Source organism: Actinomadura rugatobispora (genome assembly GCF_055379765.1).
Window position 1 is genome coordinate 8042898 of the sequence record NZ_AP029191.1, and the last position, 22134, is coordinate 8065031.

The 22134-nt window shown below is 73.4% G+C and carries 20 protein-coding genes; 18 read left to right on the plus strand and 2 right to left on the minus strand.

From position 1 onward, the window contains the following. Positions 1-153: 153 nt before the first annotated feature. The 5 genes from ctaE to ACZ466_RS36120 all read left to right on the plus strand — a co-directional run bounded on the left by ctaE (position 154) and on the right by ACZ466_RS36120 (position 5851). On the plus strand, positions 154-813 hold the full coding sequence (gene ctaE, locus ACZ466_RS36100) for an aa3-type cytochrome oxidase subunit III (protein WP_378292965.1): 660 nt from the start codon (positions 154-156) through the stop codon (positions 811-813). Between the two features lie 104 nt (positions 814-917). After that, the gene (gene qcrC / locus ACZ466_RS36105; RefSeq protein WP_378292963.1) at positions 918-1829 is read left to right on the plus strand and encodes a cytochrome bc1 complex diheme cytochrome c subunit; all 912 of its coding nucleotides are present in this window, start codon (positions 918-920) and stop codon (positions 1827-1829) included. Further along, entirely contained in the window at positions 1826-2932 is a 1107-nt protein-coding gene (gene qcrA / locus ACZ466_RS36110) for a cytochrome bc1 complex Rieske iron-sulfur subunit (protein ID WP_378292961.1), read from the plus strand. Before qcrC ends, qcrA begins: the two co-directional genes overlap by 4 nt. After that, the gene (gene qcrB, locus ACZ466_RS36115; protein ID WP_378292959.1) at positions 2929-4590 is read left to right on the plus strand and encodes a cytochrome bc1 complex cytochrome b subunit; all 1662 of its coding nucleotides are present in this window, start codon (positions 2929-2931) and stop codon (positions 4588-4590) included. The genes qcrA and qcrB overlap by 4 nt, the downstream gene beginning before the upstream one ends. Positions 4591-4720: 130 nt before the next feature. Next, a complete protein-coding gene (locus ACZ466_RS36120) occupies positions 4721-5851 on the plus strand; it encodes a glycosyltransferase family 4 protein (RefSeq protein ID WP_378292957.1) in 1131 nt (376 codons plus the stop codon). Positions 5852-5866: 15 nt separating this feature from the next. On the opposite strand, the gene ACZ466_RS36125 is transcribed toward ACZ466_RS36120, so the two are convergent. Continuing rightward, positions 5867-6517, minus strand: coding sequence for a TetR/AcrR family transcriptional regulator (locus ACZ466_RS36125; protein WP_378292955.1), 651 nt, complete (start codon positions 6515-6517; stop codon positions 5867-5869). An 87-nt stretch (positions 6518-6604) separates the two neighbouring features. Between ACZ466_RS36125 and ACZ466_RS36130 the strand changes: the two genes are divergently transcribed. The 8 genes from ACZ466_RS36130 (at position 6605) to ACZ466_RS36165 (ending at position 16321) form a co-directional block, all read left to right on the plus strand. Next, positions 6605-7351: an SDR family NAD(P)-dependent oxidoreductase gene (locus tag ACZ466_RS36130; RefSeq protein ID WP_378292953.1), complete on the plus strand. Its 747-nt coding sequence runs from the start codon at positions 6605-6607 to the stop codon at positions 7349-7351. Positions 7352-7433: 82 nt separating this feature from the next. Beyond that, positions 7434-8225: a hypothetical protein gene (locus ACZ466_RS36135; RefSeq protein WP_378292951.1), complete on the plus strand. Its 792-nt coding sequence runs from the start codon at positions 7434-7436 to the stop codon at positions 8223-8225. Between the two features lie 1287 nt (positions 8226-9512). Further along, positions 9513-11117, plus strand: coding sequence for a M23 family metallopeptidase (locus ACZ466_RS36140; protein WP_464041821.1), 1605 nt, complete (start codon positions 9513-9515; stop codon positions 11115-11117). Next, positions 11101-11982 (plus strand): hypothetical protein, encoded by an 882-nt coding sequence (locus ACZ466_RS36145; RefSeq protein WP_378292676.1) that lies wholly within the window; start codon positions 11101-11103, stop codon positions 11980-11982. The genes ACZ466_RS36140 and ACZ466_RS36145 overlap by 17 nt, the downstream gene beginning before the upstream one ends. Further along, positions 11979-13490 (plus strand): NADH-quinone oxidoreductase subunit NuoF family protein, encoded by a 1512-nt coding sequence (locus ACZ466_RS36150; RefSeq protein ID WP_378292678.1) that lies wholly within the window; start codon positions 11979-11981, stop codon positions 13488-13490. The genes ACZ466_RS36145 and ACZ466_RS36150 overlap by 4 nt, the downstream gene beginning before the upstream one ends. A gap of 223 nt (positions 13491-13713) precedes the next feature. Further along, positions 13714-14358 (plus strand): DUF4142 domain-containing protein, encoded by a 645-nt coding sequence (locus ACZ466_RS36155; protein WP_378292680.1) that lies wholly within the window; start codon positions 13714-13716, stop codon positions 14356-14358. 42 nt (positions 14359-14400) lie between these two features. Next, positions 14401-15570, plus strand: coding sequence for a DUF1996 domain-containing protein (locus ACZ466_RS36160; RefSeq protein ID WP_464041822.1), 1170 nt, complete (start codon positions 14401-14403; stop codon positions 15568-15570). Positions 15571-15661: 91 nt separating this feature from the next. Next, positions 15662-16321: an NAD(P)H-binding protein gene (locus ACZ466_RS36165; protein WP_378292684.1), complete on the plus strand. Its 660-nt coding sequence runs from the start codon at positions 15662-15664 to the stop codon at positions 16319-16321. 11 nt (positions 16322-16332) lie between these two features. On the opposite strand, the gene ACZ466_RS36170 is transcribed toward ACZ466_RS36165, so the two are convergent. After that, positions 16333-18123: an AMP-dependent synthetase/ligase gene (locus ACZ466_RS36170; protein WP_378292686.1), complete on the minus strand. Its 1791-nt coding sequence runs from the start codon at positions 18121-18123 to the stop codon at positions 16333-16335. A 301-nt stretch (positions 18124-18424) separates the two neighbouring features. Between ACZ466_RS36170 and ACZ466_RS36175 the strand changes: the two genes are divergently transcribed. The 5 genes from ACZ466_RS36175 to ACZ466_RS36195 all read left to right on the plus strand — a co-directional run bounded on the left by ACZ466_RS36175 (position 18425) and on the right by ACZ466_RS36195 (position 22111). After that, positions 18425-19132 carry a copper homeostasis protein CutC gene (locus tag ACZ466_RS36175; protein WP_378292688.1) on the plus strand — a complete coding sequence of 236 codons (708 nt, stop codon included), beginning with the start codon at positions 18425-18427 and terminating at the stop codon, positions 19130-19132. Between the two features lie 59 nt (positions 19133-19191). After that, entirely contained in the window at positions 19192-19959 is a 768-nt protein-coding gene (locus ACZ466_RS36180; protein ID WP_378292690.1) for a metallophosphoesterase family protein, read from the plus strand. Positions 19960-20021: 62 nt separating this feature from the next. Then, positions 20022-20468, plus strand: a complete 447-nt coding sequence (locus ACZ466_RS36185) for an SRPBCC family protein (RefSeq protein WP_378292692.1) — start codon at positions 20022-20024, stop codon at positions 20466-20468. A gap of 66 nt (positions 20469-20534) precedes the next feature. Beyond that, positions 20535-20996, plus strand: a complete 462-nt coding sequence (locus ACZ466_RS36190) for a hypothetical protein (RefSeq protein ID WP_464041823.1) — start codon at positions 20535-20537, stop codon at positions 20994-20996. A 170-nt stretch (positions 20997-21166) separates the two neighbouring features. After that, positions 21167-22111: an ROK family glucokinase gene (locus tag ACZ466_RS36195; RefSeq protein ID WP_378292696.1), complete on the plus strand. Its 945-nt coding sequence runs from the start codon at positions 21167-21169 to the stop codon at positions 22109-22111. Positions 22112-22134: the final 23 nt, after the last annotated feature.

Below are 22134 nucleotides of genomic sequence, written 5' to 3' on the forward strand. Positions count from 1 at the left end.
TCGAAACCGTGGCCGCGCGCATACCGTGCGGCGGACGGGGCCGGTCGGGCGGCCGGGGGCGGCTTCGGGGGCCCTTCCGAAAGCGCAGGTCGGACACGCTCGGGAACCTCTGATGGGGGGTCATGCGTCGATCATCGGACCAGTGACGTAATAATGGCGCCCGTGGCAACAGCATCCGCGATAGAGACAACACCTCACGCTCGGGCGAATCGTCCCAACCTGGTCAGCGTGGGGACGATCGTTTGGCTGTCGTCCGAGCTGATGTTCTTCGCGGCCCTGTTCGCGATGTTCTTCACGATCCGCTCCGTGACGATCGGCCAGCAGGGCGAGCACGCGTGGCCGGGCGCCGAGCTGGACCTTCCGCTTTCCGCGTTCAACACCACGATCCTGGTGCTGTCCTCGGTCACCTGCCAGATGGGCGTGTTCAAGGCCGAGGCCGGCAAGGTCGGACGCGACGGCGGCCTGCTGAACTTCCGGCGCTGGGGACTGCGCGAGTGGTACGTGCTGTCCTTCATCATGGGCGCCTACTTCGTGGCCGGTCAGGCCTACGAGTACTACAACCTGGTCACCCATGACGGCCTGACGCTGTCGTCCTCGGCGTACGGCTCGGTCTTCTACCTGACCACCGGGTTCCACGGCCTGCACGTCACCGGCGGCCTGATCGCGTTCCTGTTCGTCCTCGGACGGACCTACGCCGCCAAGCGCTGGACGCACGAGCAGGCGACGAGCGCGATCGTCGTGTCGTACTACTGGCACTTCGTGGACGTGGTGTGGATCGGCCTGTTCGCGACGATCTACCTGCTCGACCTATGACCCGGGCGAAGCCCGGGGAGTCCGGGGGTCCACCCCCGGAGGCGGCACAGTCCCGGGCGAAGCCCCGCTTGACCAACGACGACACGACCCGAACGGGGATTTCCGTGAAAAGGTTCACCGCATGGCGACGGCGCCCGTGGGCGGGCTACGCCGTCGTGCTGGCGGCCCTGGCGGCGATCGGCGTCATCTACGCCGGTTTCCAGCCCCAGCCTGACCGCGCCGAGGCGGCGAACACGGCCCAGGCCGCGAACGATCTGCAGAACGGCAAGCAGCTGTTCGACAAGAACTGCGCCAGCTGCCACGGGCTGAACGCCGAGGGCAGCAAGGACGCCAAGGGCAAGCCCCTGGCCCCGAGCCTGATCGGCGTGGGCGCGGCGTCCGTCGACTTCCAGGTCAGCACCGGCCGGATGCCCGCCATGAACCCGGGCGCGCAGGTCCCCCGCAAGGAGCCGATCCCCGCCTTCGACACCACCATCTCGACCGACTACCACGACCCCGAGCAGAAGGCGCGGGCGGAGAAGCAGAAGGCCCAGGCGCAGAAGAACCTGGCCGACCTGAACGCCTACATCGCCTCGCTCGGCGGCGGCCCCGCGGTCCCCTCGGCCGAGATGGTCGACCCGAAGAAGGGCGACGTCGCGCTCGGCGGCAAGCTCTTCCGCACCAACTGCGCCCAGTGCCACAACTTCGTGGGCTCGGGCGGCGCGCTGACCGGCGGCAAGTACGCCCCGCCGCTGGACAAGAGCGACGTCACGCCCGTGCAGATCTACGAGGCGATGCTGACCGGTCCCCAGGCCATGCCGGTGTTCAACGACACCACGCTGACCCAGAAGGACAAGCAGGCCATCATCGCCTACATCGTCCAGACCCGTGAGGAGCCCAACCCGGGCGGCAACGGGCTCGGCCGCATCGGCCCCGTCTCCGAGGGCCTGGCGGGCTGGCTGATCGGTATCGGCCTGCTCGTCCTGGCGGCCATGTGGATCACCGCCAAGAAGCCGAAGAAGCTGAAGAAGTCATGACCGACAACAACGACACCACCGGTCCCGAACGGGAGCCGGGCGAGGGCGGGGCGACGCCCGGCCGGGTGCTCGGCACGCCCTCGCCGGCCGCCGAGAAGCAGCTGCTGGCCAGCCAGGACATCTCCGCGCCCGCCGGTGCGGGCGGGGAGCTGGACGAGAAGTCCGCCAAGCGCGCCGAGCGCGTCGTGGCGCTGTTCTTCCTGGCCGCCTTCGCCGGCAGCGTGGCGTTCATCGCCTACTACATCGGCTGGAGCGGCCGCGACGGCGGCATGCACGGCATCCACCGCGCCCGCGAGTCCAACTACTGGCTCGGCGGGATGATGGCGCTGTCGTTCCTGGCGCTGGCCATCGGCATCACCATCTGGGTGCGCCGGCTCATGACCAGCAAGCCGATCGTCCAGGAACGGCACGAGATGGCGGCCGACCCCGCCACCCGGCAGGCCTTCACCCAGGCGTTCCTGGAGGGCGCCGAGGACAGCGGCATCACCAAGCGGCCGCTGCTGCGCCGCACGCTGCTGCTGGCCGCCGCGCCGCTGGGCCTGGCCCCGCTGGTGCTGCTGCGCGACCTCGGCCCGCTGCCGGAGAAGCGGCTGCGCCACACCTACTGGGGCGAGGCGGTCAAGGCGGCCAAGGCCGAGGGCAAGAAGGGCGTCCGCCTGGTCGTGGACGGCACCAACAAGCCCCTCAAGGTCAGCGACTTCGCCTCGCCCGGCGGCATGATCACGGTGCTGCCGGAGGGGATCGAGGAGCACGCGCACCACCCGCTGAACGAGATCGCCAAAGCGGTGACGATCCTCATCAACCTCCCCGAGGACCAGCTCAAGGGCGGGACCGAGAAGAACTGGACCGTCAACGGGATCGTGGCGTACTCCAAGATCTGCACGCACGTGGGCTGCCCGGCGGCCCTGTACGAGCAGACCACGCACCACATCCTGTGCCCGTGCCACCAGTCCACCTTCGACGCCACCGACGGCGCCAAGGTCATCTTCGGCCCGGCGGCGCGGTCGCTGCCGCAGCTGCCGCTGGGCGAGGAGAACGGCTACCTGATCGCCACGGGCGACTTCCCCGAGCCGATCGGCCCGAGCTTCTGGGAGCGCGGATGAGCGAGGCAACCGCCCCGAAGGCGGTCGACGGAACGCTGAACTTCCTCGACGACCGCCTGGGCTCCACCACCTTCTTCAAGCGGAACATGAAGAAGGTCTTTCCGGACCACTGGTCGTTCATGCTGGGCGAGATCGCCCTGTACTCGTTCATCATCCTGCTGCTGACCGGGACGTTCCTGACGCTCTGGTTCAAGCCGAGCATGATCGAGGTGGTGTACGACGGGTCGTACACCAAGCTGAACGGCGTGCGGATGTCGGAGGCCTACGCCTCGACGCTGCACATCAGCTTCGACGTCCGCGGCGGGCTGCTGATGCGGCAGATCCACCACTGGGCGGCGATCCTGTTCATGGCGTCGATCATGGCGCACATGCTGCGGGTGTTCTTCACCGGCGCGTACCGCAAGCCGCGTGAGATCAACTGGCTGATCGGCATCGGCATGTTCACGCTGGGCATGGTCGAGGGCCTGTTCGGCTACTCGCTGCCCGACGACCTGCTGTCGGGCACCGGCCTGCGGATCACCCAGGGCGTGGCGGAGTCGATCCCGGTCGTCGGGTCGTACCTCTACATGTTCCTGTTCGGCGGGGAGTTCCCCGAGGGCAACACCGGTGACATCATCCCGCGGCTGTTCACCCTGCACGTGCTGCTGATCCCGGCGCTCATCCTGGGCCTGGTCACCGCGCACATGATGATCATGTGGCATCAGAAGCACACCGCGATGCCGGTCAAGGAGCAGTCCGAGGAGAAGGTGTACGGCTACCCGTTCTACCCGGTCTTCATGGCCAAGACGGGCGCCTACTTCATGTTCACCTTCGGCGTGTGCGCGCTGCTGGGGGCCTTCGCCCAGATCAACCCGATCTGGCTGTTCGGCCCCTACGACCCCGGGGCGATCTCGTCGGGCTCGCAGCCCGACTTCTACATGGGCATCCTCGAGGGCTCGCTGCGGATCATGCCGAACTGGGAGACCACCGCGTTCGGCCACACGATCAGCTGGAACGTCCTGATCCCGGCGCTGGGACCGCTGGGGATCATCTTCACCGGGGCGGCGCTGTGGCCGTTCATCGAGCAGTGGGTGACCGGCGACAAGCGGCACCACCACGTCAACGACCGGCCGCGCAACGCCCCGGTCCGCACCGGCGTGGGCATGGCCGCGGTCGCCTTCTACGGGATCCTGTGGCTGGCCGGCGCGAACGACGTGCTCGCCGAGCGGTTCCACGTGTCGCTGTTCGCCACGACCTGGTTCTTCCGGTTCGCGATCTTCATCGGCCCGGTGGTCGCCTACATCGTCACCAAGCGGATCTGCCTGGGGCTGCAGCGCAGCAACGCCGCGACGATCGCGCACGGCGTGGAGAGCGGCATCATCGTGATGTCGCCGGACGGCAAGTTCAGCGAGCGGCACGAGCCGGCGCGCGAGGAGGAGCGGGCGGTGATCCTGAGCAAGGAGAACACCCGTCCCGAGGCCCCGGCGGTGGACGCCGCGGGCATTCCCGCGCCGAGCTCCAAGGGCCCGCTGGGGCACGTGCGGTCGCGGCTCAACCGGGCGTGGACCTTCGACGACATCCCGATCGAGGAGCACGCCCACGGCGAGCACGGCGAAGGCGAGCACGAGCTGGAGGCCGGCAACGAGAACGGCAAGGGGAGCAAGCAGCTCAGCCGCTGAGCCCCTTGCACGGCGTTTCGCGAGGCCCGTCACCGGGACACCGGTGGCGGGCCTCCGCTCATGGCGGACCGGTGCCCGGTGTTCCCCGGCCCGGTGCTTCTTGGCCCGGTGTTCCTTAGTCTGGGGAGAGATGACCAAGACCCTCGTCGTCACCAACGACTTCCCGCCCCGGCCGGGCGGCATCCAGGCGTTCGTGCACAATCTCGCGGTGCGGCGGCCGCCGGGGTCGGTGGTGGTGTACGCGCCGGCGTGGAAGGGGGCGGCGGAGTTCGACGCCGCGCAGCCGTTCCCGGTGGTGCGGCACCCGACCTCCCTGATGGTGCCGGAGCCGTCCGTGCTGCGCCGGGCGGGGGAGATCCTGCGGTCGGAGGGCTGCGACTCGGTGGTGTTCGGGGCGGCGGCGCCGCTGGGGCTGCTGGCGCCGGCGCTGCGGCGGCGGGGCGCGGAGCGGCTGGTGGGCCTCACGCACGGGCACGAGGCCGGGTGGGCGTCGCTGCCGGTGGCGCGCGGGCTGCTGCGGCGGATCGGTGAGGGCGTCGACGCGCTGACGTACCTGGGGGAGTACACGCGGAGCCGGATGGCGCGGGTCCTGTCTCCCGCCGCCGCGTCGCGGATGGCGTGGCTGGCTCCGGGCGTGGACGAGGGGGTGTTCCGTGCGGGGGCCGGTGGCGAGGAGATGCGGCGCCGGTACGGTCTGGTCGATCGTCCCGTGGCCGTGTGCGTGTCGCGGCTCGTCCCGCGTAAGGGGCAGGACGCTCTGATCCATGCGTGGCCGAGGGTGCGGAAGGCCGTTCCGGACGCGGCGCTGCTGCTCGTGGGCGGCGGGCCGTACCGTGCCGATCTGGAGCGGCTGGCGGCGTCGCTCGGGGTGGCGGATTCGGTGGTGTTCACCGGGAGCGTGCCCTGGGAGGAGCTGCCCGCGCACTATGACGCGGGGGACGTGTTCGCCATGCCGTGCAGGACGCGCCGTCGCGGCCTCGACGTCGAGGGGCTCGGCATCGTGTACCTGGAGGCGTCGGCGACAGGACTGCCCGTGGTGGCGGGGAATTCCGGGGGTGCGCCCGACGCGGTCCTGGACGGGGAGACGGGCGTGGTCGTCGAGGGCCGTTCCGTGGCCGCGGTGGCGCGCGCGCTGGGCGACCTGCTGGGCGACCCCGCGCGTGCGCGGAAGCTGGGGGAGCGGGGGCGTTCCTGGGTGGAGCAGGAGTGGCGCTGGGAGCTCCAGGCCGACCGGCTCGACACCCTCCTGAACGGCTCCTGACGGGCCTTCCCGCTGTCAGCGGCGGGCGAGGCCGCGCATGGCCTCGTCGATCTGCTCGGGGCTCATGGGCGGTTCGGCGATCGGGTGGGCGGCCTCGGCGCGCAGGCCGTCCAGGACGAAGGCCAGGTTGCGCCGCCAGGTTTCGGGCGCGACCGATGCCGTGGCCTCCACGACCCGCGCGTTGCTCCAGATGATGTAGACCAGGTCCGCGGGGGTGAAGTCGGGGCGCAGGCCGCCGTCCTCGCGGGCGCGGTCGATGATCGCGCCGACGTGGGACAGCCCCTGCGCGCAGGCCTCGGCGAGCTTCTCGGCCCGGTCGAAGCGCATGGACAGGGCGTCGGTGACGGCGCGGCTGCGGGCCTGCAGCTCGCAGGTGCGGGTGACGTACAGCACGAAGCCCTCCCAGGGGTCGGGGTGGGCCAGCGCCTCGCGTCCCGCCTCGATCTGGGCGCCGATGAGGTCGGGGAGGATCTCGTCGATCAGCGCCTCGCGGCTGGGGAAGCGGTTGTAGAGGGTGCCGATGCTGACGCCCGCGCGCCGCGCGATGTCCTCCAGCGGGGCGTCCAGGCCGCGCTCGGTGAAGATCTCCAGTGCCGCGGCCACCACCTTCTCGCGGTTGCGCCGGGCGTCGCTGCGCAGTGCTCTGGGGGGACCGCCGCTGCTCATGTCCCCCATCCTAGTTATTTGAGGGTCGCCTCAAGTTCTGTGCTACCGTGAAGAAAGTTGAGGATGCCTTCAAGTTAGGGGAGTGCCATGTCCGCAGGAACGCCGAAGACCATCGCCGTGTTCGGGGCCGGGCCCGCGCTCGGGCTGGCGGTCGCGCGCCGGTTCGGCCGCGAGGGCTTCCGCGCCGCCCTGGTGTCGCGTACCGCGGCCCGGCTGGACGAGCTGGTCGCGACGCTGGCGGCCGAGGGCGTCGAGGCGGCCGCCTTCCCCGCCGACCTCGCCGACCCCGCCCAGGCCGAGGCCGCCGTGGACGCGATCGAGCGGCGCTTCGGGACGGTCGACGTCCTCGAGTACAGCCCCGGCGGGCTCTCCCTCGGCTTCGCGCCGACCCCGATCACCGAGACCGGCCCCGCCGAGCTGCGCGGCCCGATCGACCTCTTCCTGAACACCCCCGTCGGCCTGGCGCGGCGGGTGCTGCCCGGCATGCTCGAACGGGGCGAGGGCACGCTCCTGTTCTCCCAGGGCACCTCGGGCCGGCACCCCCTCCCGATGCTGGGGAACGTGGGCACGGCCATGGCCGCGATGCGCCACCACGTCCTGACCCTGAACGCCGCGCTGGCCGGAACCGGCGTCTACACCGGCCTGCTCAGCATCGGCGGCGGAATCGCCGGCAGCGAGGTGCACGCGCTGATGGACGGCGCCGCCTCCTCCTCGGACGGCCCCGCCCTGCCCGAGGTGGAGATCCTCGACCCCGCCGACCTGGCCGGACTCCTCTGGGACCTGCACCTCAAGCGGGACCGCACGGAGGAGACCGCGGGGAACTTCGGGGTGTGATCGGCGAACGCGGGGCGGTGATCGGCCGTCCACCGTCATGCCGCGTGCGGAACCCGCTGCGAACAGTGGCAGGATGCGGAGCATGGCGGACGTCGAAGACGCGTGGGAGCCGGTCTCCGGGGAGGCCACGGGCTGGCTGAAGGATCTCGATCCCGACCACAACCACGCGGGCTACCAACCACCGCGGCGCCCGGACGCGGTATGGATCCTGCACTCCATGTACGTGTGGAACGGAGGGCTGGTCACCACCACCCACGACGATGTCTACCAGTCGGCCCGGGCGTCCGGGCTGGCCGAGCCGGAGGCGCCGGGGGAGATCGACCGGGACCTGCTGGAAGGCGCGGTCGTCACCGGCACCCGGCTGGGCCGCGGCGGCCATCCGGGCGCGGGGTGGCGGCGGCTGCGCTGGGCGGAGCTGGCCCGCGGCTTCGGGGAGCCGGCCGTGCCGGAGGGCGCGCTGCCGGGCAACCGCTGCCTGCGCCAGGCGCATCCCACCGGGAGCTGGTCGGCGGCCGTGGAGCCGCCCGCCGAGGGCTGCCTGGACCGCGAGGGCTGGCGCCGGCTGATGTCGCTGCTGGTGCGGCACGATGTCGAGGGGGAGGCCCGGCGCTGCTACGCCTACTACTGCTCGCTCGTCACCGGCGACTGGGACCGGGAGGCCGTCCTGGCCGGGCGGCTGGGGGACGCGGCCGAGCTGTACGACCATCCGGCGATGTCGAGCTGCCCGTCCAACCTGTGGCCCGAGGACCGCTCCTGGATCGTCTACTGCGACTGGGACCTGTGGGGCACCAAGGTCGTGGGGCCGGCGTCGCTCATCGAGTCGATCCTGGCCGACCCGGAGCTGGAGGCGCTGCGGCTGCCCTGGTCGACCTGAGCCGGATCACCCGAGCCGCCGGACCCGCGCCGGTCCGGCGGCCGCGGGTGATGCTCCGAGGGGTTGAGATCGCGCCGGGCACTCCCGGAGACCAGTTCCACGCCGCCCCTGTCGAGGAGGGTGTGATCCGCCGTGCTCCGGCCAGGCGCCCTTTCGGGGGGAGAACCTGGAGGCGGGCGCGTCGTGCGGGACGGCCGGCGCGCGGATCGTCGAGGCGTGGACGGGAGTGCCGGGCGCGACCCCGGCACCGGCGCGCGGTCCTGACGGAGGAGGGGTGGGCCACCCCGCGGAGGTCGATCATCGGGGTACCTCCTCCCGGACCGGCGAACCGATGACACCCCTGACGCTAGGCCGTCGGGACGGCCATGGCACGAGCGTTATGCCTGGCTTAAGGGAAGGCTGAGCCGGGCCTAAGCCGCGCCCGCGGAACGGTCCCGGAAAGCGCCTCTCGAGAATCCGCCGCGCCGGGCGTGAACGCCCCGCCGCCCCCGCACGTACCGCAGTACGTGCGCGAGCACCACCGCCGGCCGGGGCGGACCGTGGAGGCGGTGCCCGGCTCCGCGTGCGGTGAAAGGCGCAACCGCTTCCGGACAGGGTTTCCGGAGGATTTTTTGTCACTGATCCGCATCAAGGGGGCCCCTGGGGCGTATGCTCCGGGGGTGTCGGGCCGGACTCGAAGGTGAGGCGGCCCAGGGTGCGGCAGGAGCGGAGCGGGCTCCAGGCCGCCGCCCGAGACTCGATCAGGAACGCGTTCCGGACCCTCGCGGCCCGGAACGAGACGGAACCTCGGCGTCGTTCGCCGCTTTCGCCTCCTCCACAGGAGAGGGCATGGCGCGACGCGACAGCAGGCATGCGTCCGAGAGCTCGTATGACGCCTTCTGGGCGGATCCGGGACGTCCCCGGTCCAAGCAGAGCTCCCGGTCGAAGCAGCGGTCCCAGCCGCGGCAGCAGGCGCAGCCGGGGCGGTCCCAGCCGCCACGGACGCCGTCGGTCACGGACCCCCGTGACCAGCCCCCGTACCCTGCCCGGAAACGGCCGCGCAAGCAGGCCCGGCGGGATCTCGGGGTCCGGAACGCGGGCGTGCCCGAGCAGGCATGGCCCGAGCCGGCGCGCACGGACCCGCGGCCTCCCGGCCCCGGGCTGCCCGGTTCGGCGCTGCCCGTTTCGGGATTGCCGGGTTCGGGGCTGCCCGAGCCGCCGCGCCCGGACCCGCGGCGGCCGATCCGGACCCGTACCGAGGCTCCCCCCGGTGCCCCGCGCCCGGCCCCACGCGCCGACCCGCGCCCGGTGCCCCGCGCCGACCCACGCGCCGATCCACGCGCCGACCCGCGCTCCGACCTGCGAACCGACCCGCGTTCGGAGCCGGTCTCCGACCCGCGAACCGAGCCGCGTGCCGAGCCGAGGTTCGAGTCGCGGTTCGAGCGGGCCTTCAGCGCGTGGTCGCGGGCGGAGGAGTCCGAGGCCGCCCGGAAGCGCCGCGGCTCGCTCGGCAGGCGCCGGGAGGGCAGGCGGCAGCGCCGTCCCGGCCGCCCCGGCCGCGGCGGCCCGCGGCGCGGCGGCCCGCACGCGCTGCCCAAGCAGACCGGCATGCCGCACCAGCGGGTGCGCGGCGCGCGCGGCCCGGCCGACCGGCTGAGCACGGGCGCGCTGGTCTTCTCCATCTTCGTCGGCCTGTCGCTGCTGGCGATCGTGGAGCGCAGCCTGCTGGAGGGCAGCACCTTCGGCACGCCCGGCCCCGCGGGCTCCGACCTCGTCCTGCGCTCGCCCGGATCGCTGCCCAAGCCGTCCGGCCAGGCGCCGGCCCAGCGCCCGCCCGCGACGACGCCGGGCGGCCCGGACGCGGCGGCGCCCGAGACCCGCACGCTCACCGAACGGGTCCGCGCCCTCACCCTCGCCAACCACGGCCCGGCCGCCCGGCAGGCCTACGGGGCGGCGGCGGGCGGCGCCCCCATCGTCGGCGTCGACCGGGTCAGCGCCGACCGCCAGTGGGCGTTCGGCACCACCGCCGTCCCGGTGCCCGCCGCCAGCCCCGCCACCCCGCAGACCGCGTTCTTCGTCGGCCGCTGGGCGCAGGGCACCTGGCAGGTCGCGGTGTCGGGCAGCAGCTCGTTCGCCGCGATGATCGGGCGGATGCCCGCCGCGGTGATGCCGCCCGCCGAGGCGCAGGCGCTGCGCCGCTACAGCTCGGTGACCGCCGAGCAGGCGGCCGCGGCCACCAACGGCACCCGGGCCGGGGACGGCCTGATGCTGCCCTGGCGGGTCGGCGGCGCCTGGACGATCGGCAGCGCCGACGGGGACGGCTCGTCCCGACCCCTCGGCGCGCTGGCCTTCTGGGGCGGCGACGGCCGGGTGCAGGCCGCCGCCGACGGCCGCCTCTACCGGTTCTGCGCCGACTCGGCCGGCAGCGGACTGGTCATGGTGGTGCACCGCAGCGGGGTGGCCAGCACCTACTACCGCATGCGCCAGGTCAGCCAGCTGCGCGGCGGGAGCACGGTGAAGCGCGGCGACACGCTGGGCCGGATCGGCGCCGACCGGGCCTGCGGCGGCGCGGCGGCGCCCCGCCCGCTGGTCCAGTTCTCCCTCCGCCGCGGCGCCGAGGAGGTCCCGCTCGAAGGGACCCGGCTCGGCGGCTGGACCCTCCGGGAACGGGCCCGCCCGCTGCTCGGCTTCGCCGAGCGCGGCGTGATGCAGGTCCTGCCCGGGGGACTGCTGGCCAACCTCGGGGCGGTGCCCGTCGAGGACCTCCCCGAGACGCCCGGCCTCCCCGACCTCCCCGGCCTGCCGGGCAACGGCGATGGCAACGGCAACGGCAACGGTGCCGACGCACCCGGGAACGACCCCGCGCCTTCCACTACCCAGAACAGGAGTTCGAGCAGTGCAGACGCGAAGTAGCGATGATCCCGCCGTGCCGAGCTGGGCGCTGCGCGCCGCGGCCGTCGGCGCGGTTTTGGTGCTGATCGGCGCGGCGACCCCGCAGGGCGCCGCCGTCGCCGGCGACGTGCAGCGCTTCCTCTCCTTCTACGCGGGCGTGTTCGGCCTGCTGGCGATGACCACGGCGGTGGTCAGCGGGCTGCTGGCCACCGAGCGGCTGATCCTGGCGATCCGGCACCGGGTGCTGGCGCAGGCGGTGCACCGGGCGGCCTCGATGCTCGCGGTGACGTTCGTGATCGCGCACGTCCTGGTGAAGGTGCTGGGCGGGCTGGCGGTGCCGCGGCAGGTGCTCGTGCCGAGCACCGGCCCGATCGGGTACGGCGCGCTGGCGTTCGACCTGCTGCTGGTGGTCGTGGCCAGCGGGCTGCTGCGGGCCCGGTTCGCCCGCGGGACGCGGCCCTGGGTGTGGCGGTCGGTGCACGCGCTGGCCTACGCGTCCTGGCCGATGGCGATCACGCACGGCCTGACCGCCGGGCGGTCGGCGGCGGCGTGGGTGACGCTCAGCTACGTGCTGTGCGTCGGGATGGTCGCCCTCGCCGTGTTCACCCGCGTGTTCGTGGTGTTCCGGCCGCGGGAGGTGCGGCGCGCGGGCGACACCGCGACGGCGCCGTCCGCCCGGGAGGCGCGCGGCGGCCGTACCGGCGGCGGGCGGCGCAACGTGTCCCGGGGCGCGGTGCGCTCGCCCGAGTACGCCGGCGCCGACCCCCGGGGCGCCGATCCCCGGGGCGGCGACCCCCGGTACGACGGCCCGCGCAACGACGACCCGCGCGGCGGCGATCCGCGCGGCGGCGGGGGCGACTTCTGGGACACCGAGGTGATGCGATGACCGGCGCCGTCACCGTCTCCAACATCGGCGGGCCCCGCCTCACCCTGGGCTTCGACCGGTTCGACCGGCTGGACCTGGAGCGGCACAAGGCGGTGCACGGCCGGCTCAGCACACCGGTCCTGGAGGACCTGGTGCGGATGGCCGAGCAGGTCGACATGCGCGGGCGCGGCGGCGCGGGCTTCCCGTTCGCCCGCAAGCTCATGGCCGTCGCCGCGCGGATCACCCATCCCACCGCCGACGAGATCGAGCTGCCCGGCGAGCGCCGCGACCGGCGCCGTCCCGCGCAGGACGCGGTCGTGGTGGTCAACGGGGCGGAGGGCGAGCCCGGCAGCGCCAAGGACAAGGTGCTGCTCAACCGCGCCCCGCACCTGGTCCTGGACGGCGCCGCGATCGCCGCCACCGCGCTGGGCACCCAGCGGATCGTGGTGGCCGTCGAGGACGACGAGGCCGCCCGGTCGGTCCGCGCCGCCATCGTCGAGCGCCGCATGCCGGCCCGGGTGGTGCGGCTCACCGAGCGGTTCATCTCCGGCGAGAGCGGCGCGGTGGTCCGCGCGATCAACGGGGAGATCCCCATCCCGCCCGGCCGGAAGGTGCGGGCCGCCGAGTCGGGCGTGGACGGCTGCCCGACCCTGCTGTCCAACACCGAGACCTTCGCCCAGCTCGCCGTGCTGACCTCGCTGGGCCCCGACCTGTACGCCTCCGCCGGGACCGAGGACGAGCCGGGCACCACCCTGCTCACCGTGGGCGGGACGCGGGTCGTCGAAGCCCCCCTCGGCACCCCGCTGCAGGCCGTCCTCGACCACGCGGAGGTCCAGCGCGGGGAGCCCGTGCTGGTCGGCGGCTACCACGGCATGTGGCTGGACCCGGTGGGCGCGGCCCGCGCGGTGCTGTCGCGGGCCGGCATGAAGGCGGTCGGCGGCACGGTCGGCGCGGGCATCATCCTGCCGCTCACCCGGGGGACCTGCCCGCTCGGCGAGGCCACCCGGATCGCCTCCTACCTGGCCGCGCAGTCGGCCGGGCAGTGCGGGCCGTGCCGGCTGGGGCTGCCCGACGTGGTGCGGGCGATGAACGCGCTCAACGACGGGTCGGGCAGCGTCGACGACGTGCGCCGCGCGGCCGGGGTCGGCCGGGGCCGGGGCGCCTGCTCGCATCCCGACGGCACCGCCAGGTTCGTGCTGTCGGCGCTGGACGCCTTCGCCGGCGACATCGAGGTCCACCGGTACGGCGGGACCTGCGGGCAGCCGGTGTTCGGGGTGCTGCCGCTGCCCGTCCCGTCCGGGAAGGAGGGCCGGGTCGCGATCGACTGGAGCCGCTGCGACGGCCACGGGCTGTGCGCCTACCTGGTGCCCGAGCTGATCCAGCTCGACCGGTACGGATTCCCGGTCGTGCTCGGCACCGACATCCCGACCTGGATGGAACGCGACGTGCAGCGCGCGGTGGCGATGTGCCCCGCGCTGGCGCTGCGCGTGACCACCGGCGTGCCCAAGAGCGGCTCCCGCCGTTCCTGACGAGTGACCCGCGCATGCCCCGCGAACCGCGGCGGGGCATGCGTGAAACGGGCCGCCAATTGTGCGGCCCGGTGATTGCGCGGGGATACCGCCTGCCCTTTTCCGGGCCGCGAAGAAAAGCAAGAAAAAATGCAACCCGGTGAACCGGTGCCCGGCGCGGAGCGTATTTCCTGGAAACGCCTGCCGGGGTGGAGTTCAGGGATGCGGTGAAAGGAGGAGACCGGTGCGGAAGTCGTACGGAGCCGGCGACACGCGCCTGCTGCGCAGGCTGCGGCGCGGCCGGCTGCTGCTGGTGGTCACGGCCGCGCTCGCGGTCACGGCCGCGCTGGTGGTCGTCCTCAGCCCGCCGGGCGTGCCGGCGGACGGCGACACCACCGCCGGGCGCCTGTCGGGCGCCACGGTCGACACGCGCTGGGGGCGCCTCAGCGCCGACGACCGGCAGCTGCTGGTCGCGGTGCGGCAGGCGGGCCTGTGGGAGATGCCCGCGGGCCAGCAGGCCCAGCAGCGCGCCGCCAGCCCCAGGGTCAAGGAGATCGCGCAGATGATCGCCGAGCAGCACGCGCGGCTCGACGAGGACACCCGCACGGTGGCGCAGCGGCTGCAGGTGATCCTGCCGAACGAGCCCAATCCGCAGCAGAAGGCGTGGCTGGCGGAGATGTCCGACCGGTTCGGCGGCGAATTCGACAGCACCTTCGTGCTGCGCCTGCGCGCGGCCCACGGCAAGGTCTTCGGCGTGATCGCCCAAGTCCGCGCCAAGACCGAGAACAGTGAGATCCGGGCCTTCGCCGAGCGTTCGCTGAAGTACGTCAACACGCACATGACGCTGCTGGAGAGCACGGGTCTCGTCTCCAAATCGGCCCTTTCCTGACGGGTCTTTCATTTCCCCACCCCCGCTCACAGGGAGATCTACATGGGAAGCAGGAAACGCATAGCCGTCGTCCTTCCGGCGCTGCTGCTGATCGCGGCGGCGGCGGAGGGCCCGGCGCTGGCGGCGCCCGAGCGGCCGTCGCCCCCGGCGACCGCGGAACCCACCGAGCCGCCCGATCAGGGCGGCGGCGGCCAGCAGCCGCCCGCGCAGGGCGACCCGTCCGCGCCCCCGCCCGCCGACCCGTCCGCCGACCCGTCGGCGGACCCGTCGGCCGACCCCTCGGCCCCGCCGTCCCAGGACCCGAACCCGCCCGCCCAGCAGCCGCCGGGCATCGCCGAGGGCCCGGACGCCGACGACTTCGTCAACATCCGCCAGGCCCCGCGGGTGCGCCAGGTCCGCCCGTCGCGGGGCGGCTCGCGCGGCACGTTCAGCTCGCGCTGCGGAACGAACCAGAACGAGCACCACAACCCCGACAACTTCATCGTGGCGCCGGGCGTCCAGAACGGGGCGCACCACATCCACGACTACGTCGGCAACGAGTCGGCCGACGCCTTCTCCACGGACGAGAGCCTGGCCGCCTCCGAGACCACCTGCACCAACGGCGACCTGTCCACCTACTACTGGCCGGTCATGCGCGACCGGAACGGGCAGGACGACTCCGCCGCGGCCCAGCAGAGCGCGGCCGACGGCAACGTCGGCTCGATCGTGCTGCCGCGCTCGGCAAACATCCAGTTCCGCGGCAACCCGCGCAGCAGGGTGGTGGCGATGCCGCGGTTCCTGCGGGTGATCATGGGTGACGCCAAGGCCGCCACCAACGGCCTGGCCAACGCGCGCGCCTCGTGGACCTGCAGCGGGTTCGCCAACCGGGCGTTCACCGACAAGTACCCGCTCTGCCCGCGCGGCAGCCAGGTGCAGCGCGTCCTGGACTTCCCCAGCTGCTGGGACGGCCAGAACACCGACAGCGCCAACCACCGCGACCACATCGTCTTCCCGCAGGCGAACGGCGCCTGCCCGCAGGGCCGGCAGGCCGTCCCGCAGCTGCGGCTGACGCTGAGCTACAACCTGCCCAACCGCGCGCAGGCGTTCGCGGTGGACTCCTTCCCCGAGCAGGGGCACGACCCGGTGACCGACCACGCCGACTTCGTGAACGTCATGCCCGACAACCTGATGCAGCGGGCGGTGTCCTGCATCAACTCCGGACGCCGCTGCTGATCCGCCGCCGCTGATCCGGAGACCCGCCGGCGCGGCCGGCGCGGGGGGCCGTCCCCGCGCCGGCCGCGCCCGCGTCCGTAAGATCGTCGTCATGGACGTCGCCATCGCCGGAGGACACGGGAAGATCGCGTTGCGGCTGGCCAGGTTGCTGGCCGCGCGCGGCGACACCGTGCGGTCCCTGATCCGCAATCCCGACCACGCCGAGGACGTGCGCGCGACCGGCGCCGAACCGGTGCCGCTCGACCTGGAGACCGCCTCCGCCGAGGAGGTCGCCGAGCGGATCGCCGGCGCGGACGCCGCGGTCTTCGCCGCCGGGGCGGGCCCGGGCAGCGGCGCCGCCCGCAAGGACACCGTCGACCGGGCCGCCTCGGTGCTCCTGGCGGACGCGGCCGAGCGCGCGGGCGTCCGCACGTTCCTGCAGATCTCGGCGATGGGCGTGGACAATCCGCCCGACGCCGGCCGGGGCGAGGTCTGGGCCGCCTACATGAGGGCCAAGAAGGAGGCCGAGGACGACCTGCGGGCTCGCGACGGCCTCGACTGGCTGATCCTGCGCCCCGGCCTCCTCACCGACGACCCCGGCACCGGCCGGGTACGCCTGGGCCCGCCGTACGTGGGCCACGAGCCCGTGACCCGGGACGACGTGGCGGCGGTGACCGCGGCCCTCCTGCGGGAGCCGGGCGCGCGCCGCCGCGTCCTGGAGCTCATCGGCGGCGAGACCCCCATCGACCAGGCGGTCACCGCCGCTCTGTGACCACCGCCGCCCTATGAGTAGAGGGCGTCGATCTCGTCGGCGAAGTCCTTCATGACGGCGTGCCTGCGGACCTTGAGGCTGGGGGTCATGTGGCCGGCCTCCTCGGTGAAGTCCACGCCGAGGATCTCGTACTTCTTGATGGCCTCGGCCTGGCTGACGGTCCGGTTGGCCTCGGCGACCGCGCCGTCGATCTCGGCGATCACCTCGGGGTCGCGGCGGAGCTCGTCCAGGGTCATCGCGGCGGGCTTGCCGTTCCGCTCCTTCCAGGGGCCCAGCGCCTCCTGGTCCAGGGTGATCAGGGCGCTGATGAACTTGCGGCCGTCGCCGACGACCAGGCACTGGCTGATCAGCGGGTGGGCGCGCAGCCGGTCCTCCAGCGGGGCGGGGGCGACGTTCTTGCCGGCCGCGGTGACCAGGATCTCCTTCTTGCGCCCGGTGATCTTGAGGTAGCCGTCCTCGTCGAGCGCGCCCAGGTCGCCGGTGTGGAACCAGCCGTCCTCCTCCAGGGACTCCTTGGTGGCGGCGTCGTTGTTCCAGTAGCCGGTGAGGATGTTCACGCCGCGGACCAGGACCTCGCCGTCCTCGGCGATGCGCAGGGTCACGCCCGGGATGGGGCGGCCGACCGTGCCGATCCTGATGGCGGTGGGCCGGTTGACCGAGGCGGGGGCGGTGGTCTCGGTGAGGCCGTACCCCTCCAGGATGGTGATGCCGACGCCGCGGAAGAAGTGCCCGAGGCGTTCGCCCAGGGCGGCGCCGCCGGAGACGGCGTACTCGACCCGGCCGCCGACCGCGGCGCGGAGCTTGCCGTACACCAGCCGGTCGAACACCCGGTGCTTGATCTTGAGGCCGAGGCCGGGGCCGCCGTCGTCCAGCGCCCGGCTGTAGGCGATCGCGGTGTCGGCGGCGGCGTGGAAGATGCGGCCCTTGCCCTCGGCGGCGGCCTTCTGCTCGGCGCCGTTGTAGACCTTCTCGAAGACCCGGGGGACGGCCAGCAGGAACGTCGGCCGGAAGGACCCCAGGTCGGGCAGCAGGCTGGGGATGTCGCTGTGGCCCAGGACGATCTCGCCCTCGACGGCCGCGACCTGGATCAGCCGGGCGAACACGTGCGCCAGCGGCAGGAACAGCAGCGTGGAGCTGCCGTCCACCGCGACCTCGGAGATGGCGCCCTGGACGGCGTTGCGGGAGGTGGCGACGAAGTTGCCGTGGGTGAGCTGGCAGCCCTTGGGACGGCCGGTGGTGCCCGAGGTGTAGATGACGGTGGCCAGGTCGCCGGAGGCGCGGGAGCGGCGGCGCTCCTCGGCCGTCTCGGCGGTGACGTCCGCGCCGGAGGCGACCACGTCCTCCAGGTCGCCGGCGTCGATGCCCCACACGTGGGCGAGGCCGGGCAGCGAGTCGCGCACCTCCGCGATCGCGGCCAGGTGGGCGGAGGTCTCGGCGAACACGGCCTTGGCGCCGGAGTCGCCGATGATCCACTCGATCTGCGCCGGGGCGGAGGTCTCGTAGATCGGCACGGTCACGCCGCCGGCCGCCCAGATGGCGTAGTCCAGGAGGGTCCACTCGTACCGGGTCCGGGACATGAGCGCGACCCGGTCGCCGGGCTCCACGCCCGCGGCGATCAGGCCCTTGGCGATCCCGGTCACCTCGGCGGCGAACTCCCCGGCGGTCACCGAGCGCCAGGCCTCGCCCTCGCGGCGGCGCAGCACGATCGTGCCGGGACGCTCGGCGGCCCGGGTGAAGGGCGCGTCGGTCAGATTCGTGGCGGCGGGGACCTCCACCATCGCGGGGACGCTGAACTCGCGCACGGCCCATCTCCTCGGTTGAACGCGGCTACGGTCGGCAAGGCTCGGACGCTGCGCACCCCCGGGCGCCGCGGGTGCCGCAACGGTGGGGACGACGGTACAGCGTCCTCACCGTCGAATGATACCCGTGAGTAGGAATTCTGTTACGGCATGATCAGGCCCGTCCCGCCGCCTCCGCCGCGGTGCCCCGGTTAACGGTGACGCAAAGTTCGCGGGCGGACGCCCCGGTCGCGGCGGCCCGTTGCCTAGGCTCGTGACCCGTGGGAAGCCATGGCGGGGTGACCATGGGGGAGGCGGGGGCGCCGTGTCGTTGCTCGAAGTGATCGCGCTGGACGCCGCCGACGCGCGGGCGGCCGAGGAGGGCGGCGCGGACCGGCTGGAGGTCGTCGCCGACATGGCCGCCGACGGCCTGACGCCCGATCCCGACCTGGTCGCCGGAGTGCGCGCGGTGACGACCCTGCCGATCCGGGTGATGCTGCGGGCCAACGCCGGCTTCCGCACCACGATCCCGGAGCTGGACCGGCTGCGCCGGGTCGCCGGCCTGCACCGGGACGCCGGCGCCGACGGCTTCGTCCTGGGGTTCCTGGACCCGCTCGGCGGGATCGACACCGGCGCCACCGGCAAGCTCGCCGCCGCCCTCGCGCCGCTGCCGTGGACCTTCCACCGGGCGCTCGACCACGCCGCCGACCCGCCGCCCGCCTGGCGGACCGTCCGGGACCTGGACGGCGGGCCGGACACCGTGCTCACCGCGGGCTCGCCGCGCGGCGTCGACGCCGGGGTGGACGTCCTGGTCCGGCGGGCCGCCGAGGGCCCGCGCTCGGCGGGGCTGCTCATGGCGGGCGGCGGGCTGCGCCGCAAGCACGTCGCGGTGCTGGCCGCGGCCGGGATCACCGCGTTCCACGTGGGCACCGCGGTCCGTCCCGACGGCTCCTGGGACGCCCCCGTGGACCCCCGCCTGGTCCGCGAGTGGCGGGCGCTGGTGGTCGCCGCGACCGGGTCCGGCGCCCGGTGAGGGTGGTCAGGGCGACACGCCGTGGCGCACCGCCGGACCGGACCATTTAGAGTCGGGACATGCGGATCCATGTGGTGAGTGACGTTCATGGCCGCGCCGAGGCCCTCAAGCGCGCGGGGGACGGGGCGGACGCGCTCATCTGCCTGGGCGACCTGATCCTGTTCATCGACTACTCCGACCACGCCCAGGGCATCTTCGCGGACCTGTTCGGCCAGGAGAACGCCGACCGGCTCATCGAGCTGCGCACCCAGAAGCACTTCGAGGAGGCCCGCGCCTTCTCCCGGCGGATGTGGGACTCCCTGGAGGGCGGGGCCTGGCCGCACATCGAGAAGGCCGTCCGCCGCCAGTACGCCGAGCTGTTCGCCGCGATGCCGACCCCCGCCTACCTCACCTACGGGAACGTGGACGTCCCCGCCATGTGGGCCGAGTACCTGCGCGAGGGGCAGCACGTCCTGGACGGGGAGGTCGTCGAGCTGGGCGGGCTGCGGTTCGGGTTCGTCGGCGGGGGCCTGAGGACCGAGTACCGCACCCCCTACGAGCTCGACGACGACGCCTACGCGGCCAAGGTCGCGGCGGTCGGCGCGGTCGACGTGCTGTGCTGCCACATCCCGCCCGCCGTCCCGGAACTGCTGTACGACACGGTCGCGCGCAGGTTCGAGCGGGGCAGCGAGGCGGTGCTGGAGGCGATCCGCGAGACCCAGCCCCGGTACGTGCTGTTCGGGCACGTCCACCAGCCGCTGGCGCGCCGCATGCGCATCGGCCGCACCGAATGCGTCAACGTGGGTCACTTCCGTGGCAGCGGGGTTCCTTACGTTCTGTCGCTCTGACGGATACTTTCCAGGGGGACGCCGGAACCGGCGTGCTCCCGAGCGCAGAAGGGCGGGCATCGATGGCGGACCGCACGAGTTCTTCCATCACCATCAGGTCCGGGAAGACCGAGATCATGGCGGTGATCGCCGATCTCGAGGCGTATCCGAAGTGGGCCAGCGGCATCCGCGACCTCACCGTCCAGGAGACCGGTGACGACGGCCGCGCCCGCCTGGCCCGGCTCACCTTCGACGGCGGTCCGTTCAGCGACACCGTCGGGCTGCGCTACGAGTGGGGCGGCGACGACCACGTCCACTGGGAGCTGGTGGAGCAGGGCACCGTGGTGACGGGGCTGCACGGCTCCTACACGCTGGGGGAGGCCGGGGGCGGCGGCGAGCCCGCCACCGAGGTCACCTACGAGCTGGCCGTGGACGTCCGCGTCCCGATGATCGGGATGGTCAAGCGCAAGGCTGAGAAGCGGATCATCGACTCGGCGCTCAAGGGCCTGAAGCGGTACGTCGAGGGCTGAGCGGCCCCGTCGCGGGCCGGGGGCGGCGATGCGGTTTCGCGCCGACGACGGATGGACAATGTTCTCATGAACGAGCAGCCAGGCGACCTCCTCGACGAGGCGGTCAAGCTCTTCGAGACGCTGCGCAGGCGGCTGGGCGAGACGGCGGCCGGCCCGCGCGGCGAGGCGGGCCGGGCCGGTGCCGGCGGTACGGAAGAACGTGCAGGTGAACGTGCGGGTGAGGACGTGTGGAGCCGCGCGGTCTCCGAGGAGCCGCGCGAGCCGCGGGAGCCGCGGGAACCGCGCGCGCCGCGGGAGCCGCCGCGGATCGCGACCGGCGCACCCGAGTGCCGCGACTGCCCGGTCTGCCGGGCGATCGCCGTGGGCCGCGCGTCGGGCGGTGACGTCCGCGAGCACCTGCGGCAGGCCGGGCGCTCGCTGCTGGCCGCGGCGATGGACGTGGCCGCGGCCTTCGAGCGGACCCGCCCCGCGCCCGGACCGCCGCCGCGGAACGGTCCGGGCGGCGACCGCCCCGCCGCCACGGGTTAGCGACCGGGCAGCGCGGGTGAGCGGCCGGCCGCCGCCGGAAACGCCCGCGACCGCCCGCGATGCCGCACAATGTCGCGCAGCGGGTCGCGCAGTGGCCGGCAGTGACGCGCAAGGACGCGCAGTGACGCAGTGAGGGCTCCGGTAGGCGCCGCGAGGAGGAGGAACCGCACATGGCCCTGACCATCGGCGTTGATGTTGGGGGTACCAAGGTCGCCGCGGGCGTGGTCGACGACCAAGGCAGGATTCTGGAGAAGGTCCGCCGTCCCACCCCCTCCACCAACCCCAAGGAGACCGCCGCGGTCATCGCCGAGGTCGTCGACCTGCTCAAGGGCAAGTTCGAGGACGTGGCGGCGGTCGGCCTCGGCACCGCCGGGTTCGTGGACGAGACCCGTTCCACGGTGCTGTTCGCGCCCAACCTGGCCTGGCGGGACGAGCCGATCAAGAAGAAGGTGGAGGACCTGACCGGGCTGCCGGTCGTGGTCGAGAACGACGGCAACGCCACCGCCTGGGGCGAGGCCCGGTTCGGCGCCGGCCGCGACCACGACTTCATCGTGCTGATCGCGCTGGGCACCGGCATCGGCGGCGGCATCATCATCAACGGCGAGCTCTACCGGGGCCGGTTCGGGATCGGCGCCGAGGTCGGCCACTTCCGGGTCGTCCCGGACGGGCGGCGCTGCGGCTGCGGCAACCGCGGCTGCTGGGAGCAGTACGCCAGCGGCAACGCGCTGGTGCACGAGGCCCGCGACCTGGCCCGGGTGGCCCCGGCGATGGCGGGGCGGCTGCTGGAGCTGGGCGACGGCCGTCCCGACGGCATCAGCGGGCCCGAGGTGACGCAGGCGGCCCGCGAGGGCGACACCGCGGCGCTGGAGTGCTTCCGGACGGTGGCGCACTGGGCGGGGCAGGGCCTGGCCGATCTCACCGCGATCCTGGACCCGGGCGCGTTCATCATCGGCGGCGGGCTGTCGGACGCGGGCGACCTGCTGCTCGACCCGATCCGGGACGCGTTCGAGACCGCGCTGACCGGCCGCGGGCACCGTCCGCTGCCGGAGATCCTCATCGCCGAGCTGGGGTCGGCCGCCGGCATCGTCGGCGCCGCCGACCTGGCCCGGACCTGACGCGACCGGCGAGGCGGGGGAGG